General features: G+C 40.3%; 15 protein-coding genes. 3 read left to right on the top strand and 12 right to left on the bottom strand.

Translation table 11 applies throughout. The annotated features are described in order from the left end of the window. The first annotated feature begins 178 nt into the window (after positions 1–178). Both gldJ and EAX61_RS12050 read left to right on the top strand, forming a co-directional pair. Positions 179–1,843: a gliding motility lipoprotein GldJ gene (gldJ, locus tag EAX61_RS12055; protein ID WP_121917957.1), complete on the top strand. Its 1,665-nt coding sequence runs from the start codon at positions 179–181 to the stop codon at positions 1,841–1,843. Between the two features lie 60 nt (positions 1,844–1,903). Continuing rightward, a complete protein-coding gene (locus tag EAX61_RS12050; protein ID WP_121917956.1) occupies positions 1,904–3,184 on the top strand; it encodes a UDP-N-acetylmuramoyl-tripeptide--D-alanyl-D-alanine ligase in 1,281 nt (426 codons plus the stop codon). Positions 3,185–3,190: 6 nt separating this feature from the next. Here the strand turns inward: EAX61_RS12050 and EAX61_RS12045 are convergent, their stop codons facing one another. The 7 genes from EAX61_RS12045 to gcvP all read right to left on the bottom strand — a co-directional run bounded on the left by EAX61_RS12045 (position 3,191) and on the right by gcvP (position 11,639). Continuing rightward, on the bottom strand, positions 3,191–3,961 hold the full coding sequence (locus tag EAX61_RS12045; protein ID WP_121917955.1) for an ABC transporter ATP-binding protein: 771 nt from the start codon (positions 3,959–3,961) through the stop codon (positions 3,191–3,193). 2 nt (positions 3,962–3,963) lie between these two features. Further along, a complete protein-coding gene (locus EAX61_RS12040) occupies positions 3,964–4,701 on the bottom strand; it encodes an MlaE family ABC transporter permease (RefSeq protein ID WP_121917954.1) in 738 nt (245 codons plus the stop codon). Between the two features lie 75 nt (positions 4,702–4,776). Next, entirely contained in the window at positions 4,777–5,877 is a 1,101-nt protein-coding gene (locus EAX61_RS12035) for an alkaline phosphatase (protein ID WP_121917953.1), read from the bottom strand. Between the two features lie 69 nt (positions 5,878–5,946). Further along, positions 5,947–6,798 carry a glycosyltransferase family 2 protein gene (locus EAX61_RS12030; RefSeq protein ID WP_121917952.1) on the bottom strand — a complete coding sequence of 284 codons (852 nt, stop codon included), beginning with the start codon at positions 6,796–6,798 and terminating at the stop codon, positions 5,947–5,949. After that, entirely contained in the window at positions 6,799–7,323 is a 525-nt protein-coding gene (locus tag EAX61_RS12025; RefSeq protein WP_121917951.1) for a methyltransferase, read from the bottom strand. Between the two features lie 115 nt (positions 7,324–7,438). Further along, complete coding sequence (locus tag EAX61_RS12020; RefSeq protein ID WP_121917950.1) at positions 7,439–8,497, bottom strand: 3-oxoacyl-ACP synthase III family protein; 1,059 nt, start codon at positions 8,495–8,497, stop codon at positions 7,439–7,441. Positions 8,498–8,789: 292 nt separating this feature from the next. Next, positions 8,790–11,639, bottom strand: a complete 2,850-nt coding sequence (gene gcvP / locus EAX61_RS12015; RefSeq protein WP_121917949.1) for an aminomethyl-transferring glycine dehydrogenase — start codon at positions 11,637–11,639, stop codon at positions 8,790–8,792. A gap of 134 nt (positions 11,640–11,773) precedes the next feature. On the opposite strand from gcvP, the gene EAX61_RS12010 reads away from it, so the two are divergent. Then, positions 11,774–12,595 carry a UbiA prenyltransferase family protein gene (locus EAX61_RS12010; RefSeq protein ID WP_147448370.1) on the top strand — a complete coding sequence of 274 codons (822 nt, stop codon included), beginning with the start codon at positions 11,774–11,776 and terminating at the stop codon, positions 12,593–12,595. Here EAX61_RS12010 and EAX61_RS12005 read toward each other — a convergent pair. From EAX61_RS12005 to EAX61_RS11985, 5 genes are read right to left on the bottom strand one after another with little or no spacing between them, the layout of a single operon-like run. Beyond that, entirely contained in the window at positions 12,584–12,826 is a 243-nt protein-coding gene (locus EAX61_RS12005) for a hypothetical protein (RefSeq protein WP_121917947.1), read from the bottom strand. The genes EAX61_RS12010 and EAX61_RS12005 overlap by 12 nt on opposite strands. 23 nt (positions 12,827–12,849) lie before the next feature. Beyond that, positions 12,850–13,401, bottom strand: a complete 552-nt coding sequence (locus tag EAX61_RS12000) for a sigma-70 family RNA polymerase sigma factor (RefSeq protein WP_121917946.1) — start codon at positions 13,399–13,401, stop codon at positions 12,850–12,852. A gap of 48 nt (positions 13,402–13,449) precedes the next feature. After that, positions 13,450–13,899, bottom strand: a complete 450-nt coding sequence (locus EAX61_RS11995; protein ID WP_121917945.1) for an SRPBCC family protein — start codon at positions 13,897–13,899, stop codon at positions 13,450–13,452. Next, on the bottom strand, positions 13,899–14,849 hold the full coding sequence (locus tag EAX61_RS11990) for a TIGR01777 family oxidoreductase (protein WP_121917944.1): 951 nt from the start codon (positions 14,847–14,849) through the stop codon (positions 13,899–13,901). Before EAX61_RS11990 ends, EAX61_RS11995 begins: the two co-directional genes overlap by 1 nt. A gap of 6 nt (positions 14,850–14,855) precedes the next feature. After that, positions 14,856–15,743 (bottom strand): SAM-dependent methyltransferase, encoded by an 888-nt coding sequence (locus EAX61_RS11985; protein WP_121917943.1) that lies wholly within the window; start codon positions 15,741–15,743, stop codon positions 14,856–14,858. Positions 15,744–15,745: the final 2 nt, after the last annotated feature.

Raw genomic sequence — 15,745 nt, 5'->3', positions numbered from 1 at the left:
AGGAAAAAAACTAACATTTTTTTAAGACTACAATAATAAAGAATAATAGTGGTCGTTACTAATGGGTCATCATAACCTAATAAACCACGATAATGGATGCGTAATGAGCAAAATAATATTGCTGTTTTAGCGTTAATTGTTATATTGCAATCCCAAATCTGCTTAAGAAAATTTGAACATGACTAAAAAAACTGCACTAAGAATGCTTGGTATTGCTACCTTTTCTCTTTTGGTAGCTAGCTGTAGCAAGTCTAACAATTACAAAGATAATTCGCGCGCAACAGGCTGGAAAGTAAATGCTAAGGAAGGCGGGCCACGTGGTGTGGCAGACTATCAGGAGCAAGAAACTGGACCAGGACTCGTATTTGTAGAAGGTGGCACTTTTACAATGGGTAAGGTTCAGGATGATGTAATGCACGATTGGAATAATGCACCTAACCAGCAGCACGTTCAGTCTTTTTACATAGATGAAACTGAAGTGACCAACTTTATGTACACGGAATATTTAGACTGGTTAAAAGAAGTCTTCCCTCCAGATGATGAGAATTATCGCGCTATATACAAAGGCGCACTCCCAGATACATTGGTTTGGAGAAACCGTCTTGGTTTTAATGAGACAATGACAGAAAATTACTTGCGTCACCCTGCCTATGCTTATTATCCTGTAGTGGGAGTGAGTTGGGTGCAGGCCGTTGAGTTCTCTAACTGGCGTTCTAATAGAGTAAATGAGTTTATTCTGGAAAGAGAAGGATTTACAGCTCGAGGTGCTCGATATGATGTAGATGCTTCATCTACATTTGATACAGAAACATATATTAATGCGCCTACACTTGCCTATGGAGGGAGCGATAGTCTTGCTCGCGGTGGGAAGTCATCTGACCAAAGGATGAAACGCAACGATAGCACGGACATTTTTGTACAACGTAAGGATGGAATCTTACTTCCAAAGTATAGACTACCTACCGAAGCAGAGTGGGAATATGCTGCACTTGGACTTACAGAATTAAGAAGTTATAATGTATACAGAGGACGTAAAAAATATCCTTGGGATGGGTCTTACACACGTTCTTCTAGTAGAAGAACTCGTGGAGACCACCTCGCAAACTTTAAGCAAGGTGATGGAGATTACGGTGGTATAGCTGGATGGTCTGATGACAATGCAGATATTACCGCAGAGGTAAAATCTTATGAGCCTAATGATTTTGGTATTTATGATATGGCCGGAAACGTGTCAGAATGGGTTGCAGATGTTTATCGTCCTATAGTAGATGATGAGTTTAATGACTTTAATTACTACCGTGGGAATGTCTATACGAAGAACGCAATAGGTGAAGATGGTAAAATTAAGACTGTTACTGTAGATTCTATAGTCTATGATACTCTGGCAAATGGTAGTGTAATTGCTCGCAACCTTCCAGGTCAAATTCTACAAGTTCCTGTAGACGAAGAAGAAACGTATTTACGTACTCAGTTCTCTACGAGCGATAACCGTAACTTTAGAGATGGTGATAAGAGTTCTTCTAGGTACTTTGAATCTTTCGGAGATGATGAGGGAGAGGAGGAGCCTGGTAAACGTATGTATAATTCGCCAAAGCATAGTGTGACCGCAGATAGCGCTTCTGGTAGCTTGGACAGACAATATGATGAATCTTCAGACAGAACAACACTCATAAATGACGAAGTACGAGTTTATAAGGGAGGTTCTTGGAGAGATAGGGCTTACTGGTTAGATCCTGCAAACCGTCGCTTTTTACCGCAAGGTATGGCAACAGATGATATTGGGTTTAGAAATGCAATGTCACGTGTAGGTTCTAAGTCTAAAGGAGGTAAAAGACCAAGATAAAACAACAATTTTTCAAACATAAAAAGCCCTCTTGTAGGGCTTTTTTAGTACTATAAAACTATGGAAATAGCACAATTACATAAGATTTTTTTAGAAAGTACTGGAGTTTGTACTGATACTAGAAAGCTTTTGGAAGGTAATCTCTATGTTGCACTTAAGGGTGAGAATTTTAATGGTAACGTTTTTGCAAAAGCTGCCTTAGCGCAAGGCGCATCATACGCAGTTATCGACGAGCCTGGGTTTGAAGAGGAGAAGACTATTCTAGTTCATGATGCATTGGAAACCCTGCAAAAGCTGGCATCTTTCCATAGAGCTTATTTGGGCTTGCCTATAATTGCGCTCACAGGAAGTAATGGAAAGACAACCACAAAGGAATTAATAAATGTGGTTTTAAGTCAACGGTTTAAAACCAGTGCAACCAGAGGAAATCTTAATAATCATATTGGCGTTCCATTAACTTTGCTGGGAATGGATAAAACTACTGAAATTGGAATTGTAGAAATGGGGGCAAATCATCAAGGTGAAATTGCTCAATTGTGCGCTATTGCAAAACCTAATTATGGATATATTACAAATTTTGGGAAGGCTCACTTAGAAGGTTTTGGTGGGGTAGAAGGAGTGATTAAAGGTAAAAGTGAATTGTATGATTTTCTAAGGTCAAATGGGGGTCTCGTGTTCTTAAATAATGACGATACTAAGCAAATAGAGAAATCAGAGGGGTGTAAAAATTACACTTTTGGAGTAACCCATAGTGATATTGTCATAGATGATCAAAATGCAAATCCTTACGTTAGTCTTTCGTTACAAGGAATTAAAATTAAGAGTCAGTTGATTGGTGCGTATAATGGGACTAATATCGCTGCCGCTATTGCAATAGGGAACTATTTTGAAGTAAAAATCGAGGAAATAAGAAAAGGTGTCGAAAATTACTTACCATCAAACAATAGATCTCAAATAATACAAAAGGGAGGTGCCTCAATAATTTTAGACGCTTATAATGCAAACCCAACAAGTATGGAGGCTGCACTACGTAGTCTTAGTGCACAACCAGCAGATTATCGAGTGGCTTTTCTTGGAGACATGTTCGAGGTGGGTGCTACGACCCAAGCAGAACATAAGAATATTGCTCGTATTGCTATTTCTTTAGGGATAGATGAAATATATTTGGTTGGAAAACACTTTGCGGCGATAGCAGATTTAGGACCATCTGTATTTAGTTATGAAAGTTTTAAAGAATTTCAAGAATCCTTCAAAGGCTTGAGAACTCGCAGTGAGAATAAAGTAATACTTGTAAAAGGCTCTCGTGGAATGGCAATGGAGCGAGTGTTGGATATGATATAATTAATTTTATATACTGTTTTTTGATAATTGTGCCTCACGCACCATTTTAAAGAGGTTTGAAGAATAAACAAAATTTGTCACATCCTCATTATCTGTTTTAAATATCTGCGTTTTATCGCCTTCCCAGGCAAGATGTCCTTTCTGTAAATATACAATATGGTCGCCTATTTCCATTACAGAGTTCATGTCGTGGGTATTGATTATTGTAGTAATATCATACTCGATAGTAATCTCTCTAATAAGATTGTCTATAATAGTAGCAGTATTGGGGTCGAGGCCCGAGTTTGGTTCATCGCAGAACAAGTATTTTGGATTGTTTACGATGGCCCTGGCAATTGCAACCCGTTTTTGCATACCACCAGAAATCTCTGAAGGTAGTTTATGATTTGCATTTTCTAGGTTAACACGGTCTATAACAACATTTGCACGCTCTATACGCTCGCTTTTCTTCATTTTTGTAAACATCTTTAGCGGAAAAGCTATGTTCTCCTCTACGGTCATAGAATCAAAAAGTGCACTTCCTTGGAAAACCATTCCGATTTGCTCACGTAAATCTCTTTGGTCTTCTTCGTCTAAATTAGAATACGGTGTACCATCGTATATAATTTGACCACTATCTGGTTTATGAAGCCCTAGCATCGTTTTAAGGAATACTGTTTTTCCAGAACCAGACTGGCCGATGATAAGATTAGTCTGTCCTTTTTGAAACGTAGTTGAGAAACCTTTCAGCACTTCTACATCGCCAAATCCCTTGCGTATTTCTTTAACTTCTATCATAATTAGCTCAGGAGTAATTGAGTGACTATAAAATTTACAATGATAATAGCGACTGCTGTCCAAACAAAGGATGATGTACTTGCTTTTCCTACCTCAAGAGCACCACCTTTCATAAAATAACCGTGATATGCTGGAATTGTTGCCAGTAAGAAAGCAAAAAGATATGTTTTAAAGAATGCATAAAATACTTGGAAAGGTTTAAAATCTTCCTGCATGCCGGATAAAAATGCCTCGCTGGGTGCAAACCCACCATAAACGGCCGCCGTGTAAGCACCTATAATTCCTAAAAACATAGCAATACCAATAACAAATGGATAAATCATCATTGCGACAATTTTAGGAAAAACAAGATAATTTATCGAGTTAATACCCATTACTTCTAAGGCATCTATTTGCTCGGTAACGCGCATTGTTCCAATACTGGAAGTTATAAATGAACCTACTTTTCCAGCCATAATCACAGAGATGAACGTAGGTGCAAATTCTAAAATTACAGATTGTCTTGCTGCAAATCCTATTAAGGATTTTGGGAGCAGGGGGTTATTCAAATTAAGTGCTGTCTGGATAGCAACAACGCCTCCCACAAAGAAGGATATAAATGCTACAATACCTAGGGAGCCAATGATTAAGTCGTCAACTTCCTTAAAAATTAAATCTCTTAAGACTTTACCCTTAGTAGGTTTTACAAAGGCATCTTTAATCATTATAAAATATTCACCTATGGAGTGGAGGTACGTCATTAAGCTTGTTTGATAAGGTGCTAAATTAACAAATTAAAAATATAGCTTTGTATAATTGTGATAGGTTTAAGAGGGTTACAAATTAAGAAGCATCCTCATTTTGTGATAAATCTCTGTGTTCTCATACACTCCAGAAAATTCTGAAGCACCTGGCCCATAAGCAAATACCGGCACCATCGTGGCGCTATGACCACCAGTAGAAAATGTAGGCTTAATTTTATTATAATCCCCATCATCTGCGGCAAGTGTAAAACCACCTGTCTCATGATCTGCAGTAACGATCACTAAAGTGTTCCCGTCTTTCCCTGCAAAATCTAGCACTTGTCCTATTACTGTATCAAAATCTATTAATTCACTTATGAGGTAATCTGCATCGTTATTATGTCCGCCCCAATCTACTTGTGAGCCCTCTACCATAAGGAAAAACCCCTTTTTGTTCATAGATAGTCGGTTTATACCCATTTTTGTAGCATCATATAAGAACGATCCACGTCCATCAAGAATGCTAGGCATACCGCCTTCGGAGAGGAGATAGCCATAACGCTTATTTTTGTCCAGTTTTGCCGTCTTATTCAGTCTGGTCGTGTCTATAACATATCCTTTCTTTCTAAGCTCCATCACAACGTCTCTTTTATCAACACGATTTGTAAAGAAGTTTACTCCACCGCCTGCAAAAAAATCGATATTAGAAGAGACTAGGTTATTTGCAATTTCCTCTTCCATTTTACGCGTTTTTACGTGCGCATAAAAACTGCCAGGTGTTGCGTGAGTAATTGTTGAGGTCGCTATTATTCCTGTGTCATAACCTTTAATCTCAAGTTGTTCTAAAATAGTAGGAACAGGAATTGTGTCTTTGTCCACTCCTATAGCACCGTTGTACGTTTTTACTCCAGCCGAAAACGCTGTAGCACCAGCTGCGGAGTCTGTTACAAGGTCACTAGAAGAGGAAGTCTTTATAAGGCCTATATGCTTGAATCGATCATAATTAGAGGGTTGAGAACTAAAATACTGACTCGCCGAAATCTGACTAAGCCCAGTTCCATCTGCAATCATCAGGATGATATTCTTAGGCTTACTGGATTCTTTAGCGCTTTGTGCGGTGGTAGTCGTAGCACACGAGGCAAATAGTGTAAATGCTCCTAATGTAAAAAGTCTAAAAAGTGGTTTTAATGGCATTTGTTGAGAGTTAGGTATCAAAAATAAGAATTAAAGACCCTCGACTATTTAAAGATTACGTTAAGAATCCTACAATTTAAACTTAGAACGAATTCCTTTCCACCTATGTTGTCTGATAAATTTACCCTCTGCCTCGGTTACCAGATAAGGTTGATTTTTTTGCTTTGCGCGAAAATAGCCGTGGAGGTAATCCACAAAGAAGATTGCATTTCCTTTTAGAAATGCCAATTTTAACGAAGCAATGAACGCTAGCCAAAATCCATAGCGCATCCCATAAAATGCTTCTCCTTGTTTCAATTTTGCGGCTTTATTGTAAATATTACCCGTAGGTTTTAAGTGTTTTACGTGCAGCCTTTCGTTTGTTTTTACCTGCCACCCGTGATATATGGCTAAGAGTTCGTCTATCGTGTCCCATCCCATTACTGCTTTGAGACCGCCAATAGTTTTAAAACAAGATTTTCGGTAGGCCTTCAATGCTCCACGTATATGATCCTTATTGGTCAAATTTTCAAGTTTCCAGACGTTATTTTTTTCAATATAGCAAAAACCCCCAGCCATTCCGATGTTCGGGTTTTCGACAAAATGTTCGGCTATAGTGCTGAGATAATCTTCTGGAAAAATAAGGTCAGCATCGTATTTGCAGATGATATCATAATTTTCGTCCAGTGTATCTAAACCTCTTTGGAATGCGCGTATGACCTTGCTCCCTGGTAAATGTTCTTCACTGCTTGTTATGTTGATGTAGGATATGAAGGAGTACGCTTTCGCGAAAGCAGAAATAACAACTTCACTTTCATCCGTGCTTTGGTCATTTACAACCACAATCCTTTTGGGTAATAACGTCTGATTTACTAGAGAGTCTAACGTTTTTTTTATGTGTTGAGCCTCATTATGGCACGGTATGACAATGTAGAAATCCATTTATTTACGCTCAGCATAAACTAAATAATATCGCGGAGTAAACTTGCGGAGTATTGGTCTAAGACCAATTTTACGAACAGGGTTTGTAAACTTCTCACGAGTTTTAATTTCCCAGCCTGCCTTTTCAAATAACCAGTCAAACTGCCAGTCCTCAAACTCGTGATAATGCCTGTCCCACATATCCGTTTTAGAGCGATAGGCAGGAGAAAACCACAATTTGAGGGGCACGCTAGCGACTATTTTGTCTGCTTTAATATCTCGTAAAACATTAAATGGAGCGAGCAGGTGTTCAAAAATTTCAAAGGCTGTAATAACCTGTGCATTGGTGTTTTGCACAGCAGTAGTATCTAAGTCAAGATCCTCGCCAGAGGTGTTTGATACGACATATCCCTCACGTTCCATATATGCTACAAATGGATTTCGGACGCCTAGATCAAGAATAGCGGTATTTGTGTTTGGCACCACCTTTCTCAGGAATTCTAAGGTATGTTTATATCGCTTATTGGGAAAAGTGTTTTCGTACAAGGATAGAAAGGGTTTGAAGGGTTTTGGGTTTCAGGTTAAACTGTAAAATTGTTTTAGTTTTATCTACACAGCATCCTTAATGTTTATCAAAATATTGTTATTCGTACCTTGTACCTTAGTAGCGATAAACCATCGCATTAATATTCATTCCGGCACCTACGCTTGCAAAAATAAATACATCACCTTTGTTTATTTCGTGATTTTTTAGATCGCCATTGCGCACCATATCAAAAACGGTAGGAACAGTTGCCACGGAGCTGTTTCCTAGTTTATTTATGCTCATAGGCATAATATGTTCTGGCATTTCTAAGTCGTGCAGTTTGTAAAAGCGACTTACAATGGCCTCGTCCATTTTTTCATTAGCCTGATGAATAAAAATTTTCTTCACATCACCTATAGAACATCCACTATTTTCAAGACACGTTTTCATTGCCTGGGGTACTTGAGTTAGTGCAAAATTATAAATTTTACGACCATACATTTTAATGTACTTCGTAGCCTGCTCCGCATCCGGATTATAAGACGAACCATTAAATAAGAAATAGGCTTCATCATAGGTAAAAGTTGCTGTCTCAAAAGCGAGGATTCCTGTGTCACTATCGTCTTGCTCGATGACAGATGCCCCAGCGCCATCGCTGTAAATCATACTATCACGGTCGTGATTGTCTACAACTCGAGAAAGCATCTCTGTACCGATGACAAGGCATTTTTTTGCCATTCCCGCTTTAATAAAAGCTTGTGCCTGTATTACTCCCTCTATCCATCCTGGACATCCAAAAAGAATATCGTAGGCTACACATTTGGGATTTTTAATGCGCAAATTGTGTTTAATTCGAGAACCTAGGCTAGGTACAATATCGCTAAAGTTAGATCCCTTTTGCACGTCACCATAATTGTGTGCACAGATAATGTAATCCAAGGTTTCTGGATCTACGCTAGCATCGTCTATGGCAGCTTGTGCAGCAATAGTTCCCATATCCGAGGATGTCATTGCGTCACTCCCATAGCGCCGCTCATCGATTCCTGTAATGGCTTTGAATTTTTCTATGATTATTTCATTCTCAGATTTAATGCTAGAGCCGTCCATATTGAGAAACTTATGTTCCGAAAAGTTGACGTTTTTCTTAACTACATCTGGGACGTAGCTTCCTAAACCTGTAATTTTAATTGCCATAATAGGGTATATTCTAGTCTGTAAAGTTAATAAAACGGATCGGGATAGCGACTAATAGTGGTTCTGGTAATTTCCTTTGTGAAATCCATATTTCTAATGCGATAACTAAAAATTTTCAAAGTAATTTAAGGCTTAATCAGCATTCTATTACATTATTGATAATTTCAAAAGATACTTTCGTAAAATCGTCCTTTAAAAAATCTTTTCCTACTCCTGTTAACCCAGTTGTCACAATGCCAAAAGGTCAAAGACTTACGCCCTTGACCTTTTTAACTATTACTGCAACTAATTACTAAGCTTCCATATACTCCTCAATAGGAGCGCAAGTACAAATTAAATTACGATCTCCGTAAGCGTCATCTACACGACGTACGGTAGGCCAAAATTTATTGTCTGCCACGTACTCTAATGGGTAAGCTGCTTGTTGTCTTGAGTAGGGAAATTCCCAAGCATCTGCAGTAACCATTTGCATCGTATGTGGTGCGTTTTTCATGATATGGTTGGGCTCGTCAGCATTTGCGGTGTCTATTTCCTTACGTATGCTAATCATCGCATCACAAAAACGGTCTAGTTCTTCTTTGCTTTCACTTTCTGTAGGCTCTATCATCATCGTTCCTGCGACTGGGAAAGAAACCGTAGGCGCGTGGAAACCGTAGTCCATTAAACGTTTTGCAATATCTGTTACTTCAATACCATTTGCTTTAAATGGACGGCAGTCTATAATCATCTCGTGTGCCGCGCGACCTTTTTCGCCAGTATATAGACATTGATAGTGTCCATCAAGGCGCTCTTTAATATAGTTTGCATTAAGAATCGCATATTCCGTAGAACGGGATAGGCCACTTTCTCCCAGCATAGTGATGTATGCATAAGATATCAAGCAAGCCAATGCAGAACCCCAAGGTGCCGCAGAGATTGCTGTAATCGCCTTTTCTCCTCCAGTTTCAATCACTGGATTTGTAGGTAGGAAGGGAACCAGTTGTTTTGCTACACAAATTGGTCCTACACCAGGGCCACCACCTCCGTGAGGAATGGCAAATGTTTTGTGCAGGTTAAGGTGACATACGTCTGCGCCTATGGCTCCAGGATTAGTGAGTGCCACTTGAGCGTTCATATTTGCCCCGTCCATATATACTTGACCACCGTGATCGTGTATTAACTGAGTGATTTCCTTTACAGCACTTTCATAAACTCCGTGTGTAGAAGGGTAGGTAATCATTAGAGCGGCAAGATTGTCCTTGTGCTTTTCAGCTTTTTCTCTTAAATCATCTACGTCTATATTTCCGTTTTCTAGTGCTTTGGTCACGACCACTTTCATTCCCGCCATAACAGCACTCGCTGGGTTTGTTCCGTGTGCAGAAGATGGAATTAAGCAGATGTCTCTGTGAGCGTCTCCACGAGATTCGTGATAGGCTCTAATTACCATTAGTCCTGCATATTCTCCCTGTGCACCAGAGTTAGGCTGTAAGGATGTACCTGCAAAACCTGTGATTTCTGTTAGTTGGTCTTCTAGCTTTTTGAGCATCGTTTGGTAGCCCAGTGCTTGTTCTAGCGGTGCAAATGGGTGCATATTGCCCCACTGAGGATCAGATAGTGGTAACATCTCTGAGGCAGCATTGAGCTTCATCGTGCAGGAACCTAGCGAAATCATAGAATGATTAAGCGATAAATCTTTGCGCTCCAGTTTTTTAATATAACGCATCAATTCTGTTTCAGAATGATAGGTATTGAAAACTGGAAGCGTGAGAAAATCTGTATCACGAGCAACGTCTTTTCCTATGGATGTTCCTTCGGTAATTTCGCTTACGGTGATGGTTTCTTTGTTTAAAGCCTTTGCAAAAACAGCGATGATCTCATTTACATTTGCTAGGGTTGTGGCCTCGTGCAATGAGATAGAAACGGTTTCTGAATCTGGATAGTGGAAGTTGATGTTTTCCGCTTTCGCGAAAGCGTAAACCTTCTCTGCATCTGCCTTTACCTGGATAGTATCAAAGTAGGTCGCATTCGTTTGATACAATCCTAATTTCTCCAAAGCATCTGCAAGTGTTGCGGTGCTGTTGTGCACTTTATCTGCAATATTTTGAAGACCTCTTGGGCCGTGATACACACCGTACATCCCCGCCATTACTGCAAGAAGTACTTGCGCTGTGCAAATATTAGAGGTTGCTTTGTCGCGTTTAATGTGTTGCTCTCTCGTTTGGAGGGCCATACGCAGGGCGCGGTTACCATCTGTGTCTCTGGTTACGCCGATGATACGTCCTGGAATATTTCTTTTGTAGGCTTCTTTAGTCGCAAAATATGCTGCGTGAGGACCACCATAACCTAACGGAATTCCAAAACGTTGCGTCGTTCCCACAACCACATCTACCCCAAATTCTCCCGGAGCACGAAGCTTCACGAGACTCAAGATATCTGCAGCAACGGCAACCTTAATGTCTGCCGCATTTGCTTTAGCTACAAATCCAGCATAATCATATACATTTCCAGATTTACCAGGATATTGAAGAATAGCTCCAAAAAATTCCTTTGAAAAATCAAATTCTTCGTGATTCCCTACCACAAGCTCTATACCGATGGGTGTAGAGCGCGTTTGTAATAATGAAAGTGTTTGTGGTAAAATTTCTTCAGAAACAAAGAACTTACAAACGTTGTCTTTCTTTTGCTGTCGCTCACGTACTGCAAATAATAATGCCATTGCTTCAGCCGCCGCGGTCGATTCGTCCAGAAGAGAGGCATTTGCAAGCTCCATACCTGTGAGGTCTGTAACCATTGTTTGGTAATTGAGCAGCGCTTCGAGGCGACCTTGAGCAATCTCTGCTTGATAAGGAGTGTATGCGGTATACCATCCTGGATTTTCAAGAATATTGCGTTGTATCACCGCTGGAGTAACCGCCTGGTGATAGCCTAGGCCTATATATGATTTGAATACCTGATTCAGGTTTGCCAGTTCTGTGATATGAGCGGCATATTCTTGCTCACTCATCGCAGGGTCCAGTTCGAGTTTTTTATCTAGGCGTATGTTCTCTGGAATAGTTTCAGAAATAAGTTGCTCAACAGACGCGACACCTACTGTTTCTAACATCTCTGGGAGGTCGTGACGGCGTGGTCCTATATGGCGTAATGCAAATGAATCTGTATTCATAGGGATTTTTTTTATAGCGTTGCAAAATTACGATATATAAGTCTAAAATTTCAGCACTTTAACCCTTCTGGCAGACACTATTTATCACGAAAAAATGGGGTTATTAACAGTTCGCTTATTTTTACAGCATGACAATGCTTAAAAAAGCCTTTGACTTTTATATAAACAGTAGCATCCACGTGAGTCTTGCGGTGGTTGCGCTAGCTTTAGTCACGGGTTTTTCTTTGAGTATTAAGCTTGATGTTTATTTTTTGATTTTCCTCTTTTGCAGTAGTGTTTCGGGATACAACTTTGTAAAATATGCATCAGTAGCGGGATTGCATCATAGGAGTCTTGCGCGCTCATTACGCAGTATTCAGGTTTTTTCTGTGATGTGTGGTCTGGGAATGATATTCACGGGACTGGTCTTGCGCTGGGAAACACTGCTTACCTGTGCGATTCTCGCATTGTTTACCTTGTTTTATGCTGTTCCACTATTTCTACTTAAGCGGAATTTGCGGTCTATTGCGGGGATAAAAGTGTTTGTTATTGCGCTGGTCTGGGCTGGAACTACAGTGGTTTTGCCAGTGGTAGAAAATGGTCTTGAGTTATATTGGGATGTCTATATTATAGCATTACAGCGCTTCCTGATTGTCCTTACACTTATGATTCCATTTGAGATTCGGGATTTAGCGTATGATACGATGGCGTTACATACCCTTCCGCAAGTGATGGGTATAAAAAAAGTAAAACTTTTGGGAGTTTCACTTTTAGTAATAGGTTTTCTTTTGGAATACACAATCGATGATTTTAAAATACAACAGATTGTGATATTATGTATTGTGTTATTGATTTTGGGGTTTTTGATTACGCTTTCGCGAAAGCGTCAACCCAAATACTACGCTTCTTTTATCGTCGAGGCAGTTCCAATCTTCTGGGTGATATTGCTGTCGATCGCCGAAGATCTAATTGCTTAATTGCTCCTCCAGTCGACGCTTCATCGCCTCTTTTTCTGACATCGAAACGGTTTGCACTTTAGGATTTTTAATAGCCTTAGTAAGTTTGTTGTTGCGTGCCGAATACTTGCGACAGGCGCGACAATAGATGAGGTGGAAGTTAAGTTTTACCTTTTCCCAAAACGTCGCCTCCTTATATTGGTTCTTGTCACAGATGTGATTTGCCTCGTGACACTCTACTTTAATATTCATACTTTTCTTTTATTCAAATTTTTTTATAACCAGTTTTCTTCCATACAACTTGCCATTGCCGTTCTCGCCCTATGGATGATAACCCAAAAGTTAGACGGCGTTATGTCAAATTCATTACAAATAGCCTCTGTATCAAAATTATCGATGGTTTTCATCCTAAAAATACGGGCTTGTTTTTCTGGTAATTTATCTAGGCAGGAGAAAATGGCCTGGCCCAATTCTTCATTTTCAATTTCATCCTCTGCTGTCTTGTCGAACGGGTCTGCTACGCGTTCTTCCAGCCAGTCGCCCTCGCTCTCCTCGTCTTTGTAATTTATATGTACCTCTGCCTTTCCTTTTTTACTGTTGGACTTGCGGTAATGGTCTATGATTTTACGCTTTAAAATCGATATGAGCCACGTGCGCTCTGTCGCCTCGCCCTTAAAGTTCTTCATAGACTTTAATCCTGCGAGGAATGTTTCAGAAATGAGGTCTTGCGCCACATCACGGTCGTTTACCCGCGTTATGGTGTAATTAAAGAGGTAGTCCGAATATGCGTCTACCCACTTAGTAGCGTCTATTTTATGTGATGGCATAGGGCCTTTGTCGTAAGTTTTCTCAAAAATAACGAATTTAAGAGTACTTTAAGATTCCAGAGCTTTTTTTAGATTTAAGTTGCGCTGTTGCAGGAATGTTGTGAGGTGTTTTTCTAGAAAAAAGGTGTCGAACAGCCTACCGAAGATTCCATAAGGTGTTTCGTAAGTTAATATGTCTTCCATAATTGTTTTGTTTCCGCTTTCGCGAAAGCGGTGCTCGTGTCTAAAACTTTTAAACCTGCCAGAAATCATTTCGTCCGTAAATAACGACGGGCTATGGAACGCGGTAATTTTACTTTCGTGGGTGAGAAAAACGCCGAAATGTTTCCCACGCCACCGCACCGTTTCACCCATTCCTATTTTCCCAGAGGTGACTCCGGCAATGGCTTCTTCCTGAGTATCAGAAACCGACGTTTTATGGAAGTCGATATCTCGGGAAAGTTCGAAAACCTCAAGAATAGGAGCGTTGATTTGGGTGGTTAGGCTTATAGTAGTCATTATAATAGGTCGTTAAGGGCTTCTTTAAGCTTAGGATGATAGAACGTAAATCCACCCTCCAGAAGTCGCTGAGGTATCACATTCCTGCTCTTTAATAATAATTCCGTTTCTGTCCGGATGGTAAACGCACCAATTTCTAAAATGGGTTTGGGGGCAGGAATCCCGAAAGGTACATTTAAAGTTTCTCGCATCGTTTTCATAAGGATGCTGTTTGTCGTGGGTTTTGGCGCGACGATATTTATGGGTCCTTCGAGTGCGGAATCTAGGATAAAATCGATACTGCGCACAAAGTCTTCCTCGTGTATCCAGCTGAATTTTTGCTTGCCATTGCCCTGTCTTCCGCCCAGGCCCATTTTTGTGATTTGCTTGATGGGTTGCAGGGCTCCGCCATCTTTCCCTAGGACAATGGAAGTACGCAGGGCAACCTTGCGCGTTGCGGGTGTTTTACTTTTAAAGAAAGCGTTCTCCCAAGCAGTCGCAACGTTTACCGAAAATCCTGAACCTATTTCTCCAGTTGCTTCGCTCATTTCTTTGTCCAGCGAGTGTCTATATATAGTAGCAGTGGAGGAATTTAACCAAACTTTGGGCGGACGTGCACATTGCGCAACGGCTTCCCCCAGAATTTTTGTGCTGTCCACTCTAGAATTCAAGATGAGGTCTCTGTTCTTTTGGTTATAGCGACAATCTACAGATCTGCCAGTCATATTAATGAGGACGTCTGCCCCGTCGAGTTCCTTTTCCCAGCCAGAAAATGTTCTGGCATCCCAAATTGCGGTGCGCACATTGCCATTATTAGGTTTACGTTTTACCGCTGTGCTCTCCCTTTGGTCGTGAAGCTCACTAGTTCGCTTTCGCGAAAGCAAAACTATCTCCTCAAACCGTGTGCTAAAATGTTTAATAATTACGGAGCCGAGAAAACCCGTTCCTCCTGCGATGACCAGTTTTTTCATAATCTTTTATTTAGTTGCAGTAATTATATAGTATCCAAAATCCTTGCGGTGCAGTCCAGAAACCAGCGCATAAAAGGACGCTTTGAGATTGTTCCAGCTTTGAGGCTTGATGCGTTTGTATGTAAAGAGTTGTTTTAAGATAAATGCTGGAATGGCAAAAGGAACGTGTAATACAGATGGTGCCACGTGCATCGATACATCCTCAATAGTAACCTTTGAAAAACCGATATCAAGTAAATTTTTTTCTACTTGATCTATCACGCCCAGACCATCTAGACTCCATCCTTTGCAAAGGCCTTTATAACTATACGAGCTTCCTGGGCATAATTCTTCAGGTTGTGTTTTAAGAAGCGCATCTGCAATGACGAGGCGTTTGCCAGGTTTGAGTAGGCGGAAGGTTTCTTGAAGCGTTTTGTAACTGTGACCCGTATGACAAAAACTTTCTATCGCTACACAGCCATCCATTTGGTTACTTGGTAAGGTCGTTTTTGTAAAATCTTCTTTGAGAATAATACCATTAGTCCCGGAAAGCATTTTATTCCCCTCCCGCGCTTGAAAGTCTGAGAGCGTCACACCTATTATATTAAGGTTGATCTTTTGTTTGAGGAAATGACGCATTGTGCCACCCATCCCGCAACCCAAATCGGCAACGAGGGCTTGGTTTTTGGGTAGTTGTAATCTGTTGAAGATTTGACCATTCATTTCATTGAGCATTGAGTCTCTTTTAAATGGATTGGTCTTTCCCCAGATATGGTACCCAAAATGCATATTGAAGTCCTTGCTCCAGAAGGTATAATCCTCTGTTGCTTCATCATAAAAATGCTGAATGCGTTCTGGAGAGGCATTTTCCGTTTGTGTAATCTGTATTTTAGAAGGAATCGTGACGGTGCTCATAA

The organism is Dokdonia sinensis (genome assembly GCF_003688895.1).
Lineage (GTDB): Bacteria > Bacteroidota > Bacteroidia > Flavobacteriales > Flavobacteriaceae > Dokdonia > Dokdonia sinensis.
The sequence above is the reverse complement of the archived record's forward strand: the minus strand, read 5'-3'. Positions and strand labels throughout refer to the sequence as shown.

Coding starts and splice junctions, on each gene's coding strand:
- gcvP (WP_121917949.1), bottom strand. CDS start 11,639: ATGAATACAGATTCATTTGCATTACGCCATATAGGACCACGCCGTCAC.
- EAX61_RS12020 (WP_121917950.1), bottom strand. CDS start 8,497: ATGGCAATTAAAATTACAGGTTTAGGAAGCTACGTCCCAGATGTAGTT.
- EAX61_RS11995 (WP_121917945.1), bottom strand. CDS start 13,899: ATGACTACTATAAGCCTAACCACCCAAATCAACGCTCCTATTCTTGAG.
- EAX61_RS12045 (WP_121917955.1), bottom strand. CDS start 3,961: ATGATAGAAGTTAAAGAAATACGCAAGGGATTTGGCGATGTAGAAGTG.
- EAX61_RS12000 (WP_121917946.1), bottom strand. CDS start 13,401: ATGCCATCACATAAAATAGACGCTACTAAGTGGGTAGACGCATATTCG.
- gldJ (WP_121917957.1), top strand. CDS start 179: ATGACTAAAAAAACTGCACTAAGAATGCTTGGTATTGCTACCTTTTCT.
- EAX61_RS11990 (WP_121917944.1), bottom strand. CDS start 14,849: ATGAAAAAACTGGTCATCGCAGGAGGAACGGGTTTTCTCGGCTCCGTA.
- EAX61_RS12040 (WP_121917954.1), bottom strand. CDS start 4,701: ATGACGTACCTCCACTCCATAGGTGAATATTTTATAATGATTAAAGAT.
- EAX61_RS12005 (WP_121917947.1), bottom strand. CDS start 12,826: ATGAATATTAAAGTAGAGTGTCACGAGGCAAATCACATCTGTGACAAG.
- EAX61_RS12030 (WP_121917952.1), bottom strand. CDS start 6,798: ATGGATTTCTACATTGTCATACCGTGCCATAATGAGGCTCAACACATA.
- EAX61_RS11985 (WP_121917943.1), bottom strand. CDS start 15,743: ATGAGCACCGTCACGATTCCTTCTAAAATACAGATTACACAAACGGAA.
- EAX61_RS12010 (WP_147448370.1), top strand. CDS start 11,774: ATGCTTAAAAAAGCCTTTGACTTTTATATAAACAGTAGCATCCACGTG.
- EAX61_RS12035 (WP_121917953.1), bottom strand. CDS start 5,877: ATGCCATTAAAACCACTTTTTAGACTTTTTACATTAGGAGCATTTACA.
- EAX61_RS12050 (WP_121917956.1), top strand. CDS start 1,904: ATGGAAATAGCACAATTACATAAGATTTTTTTAGAAAGTACTGGAGTT.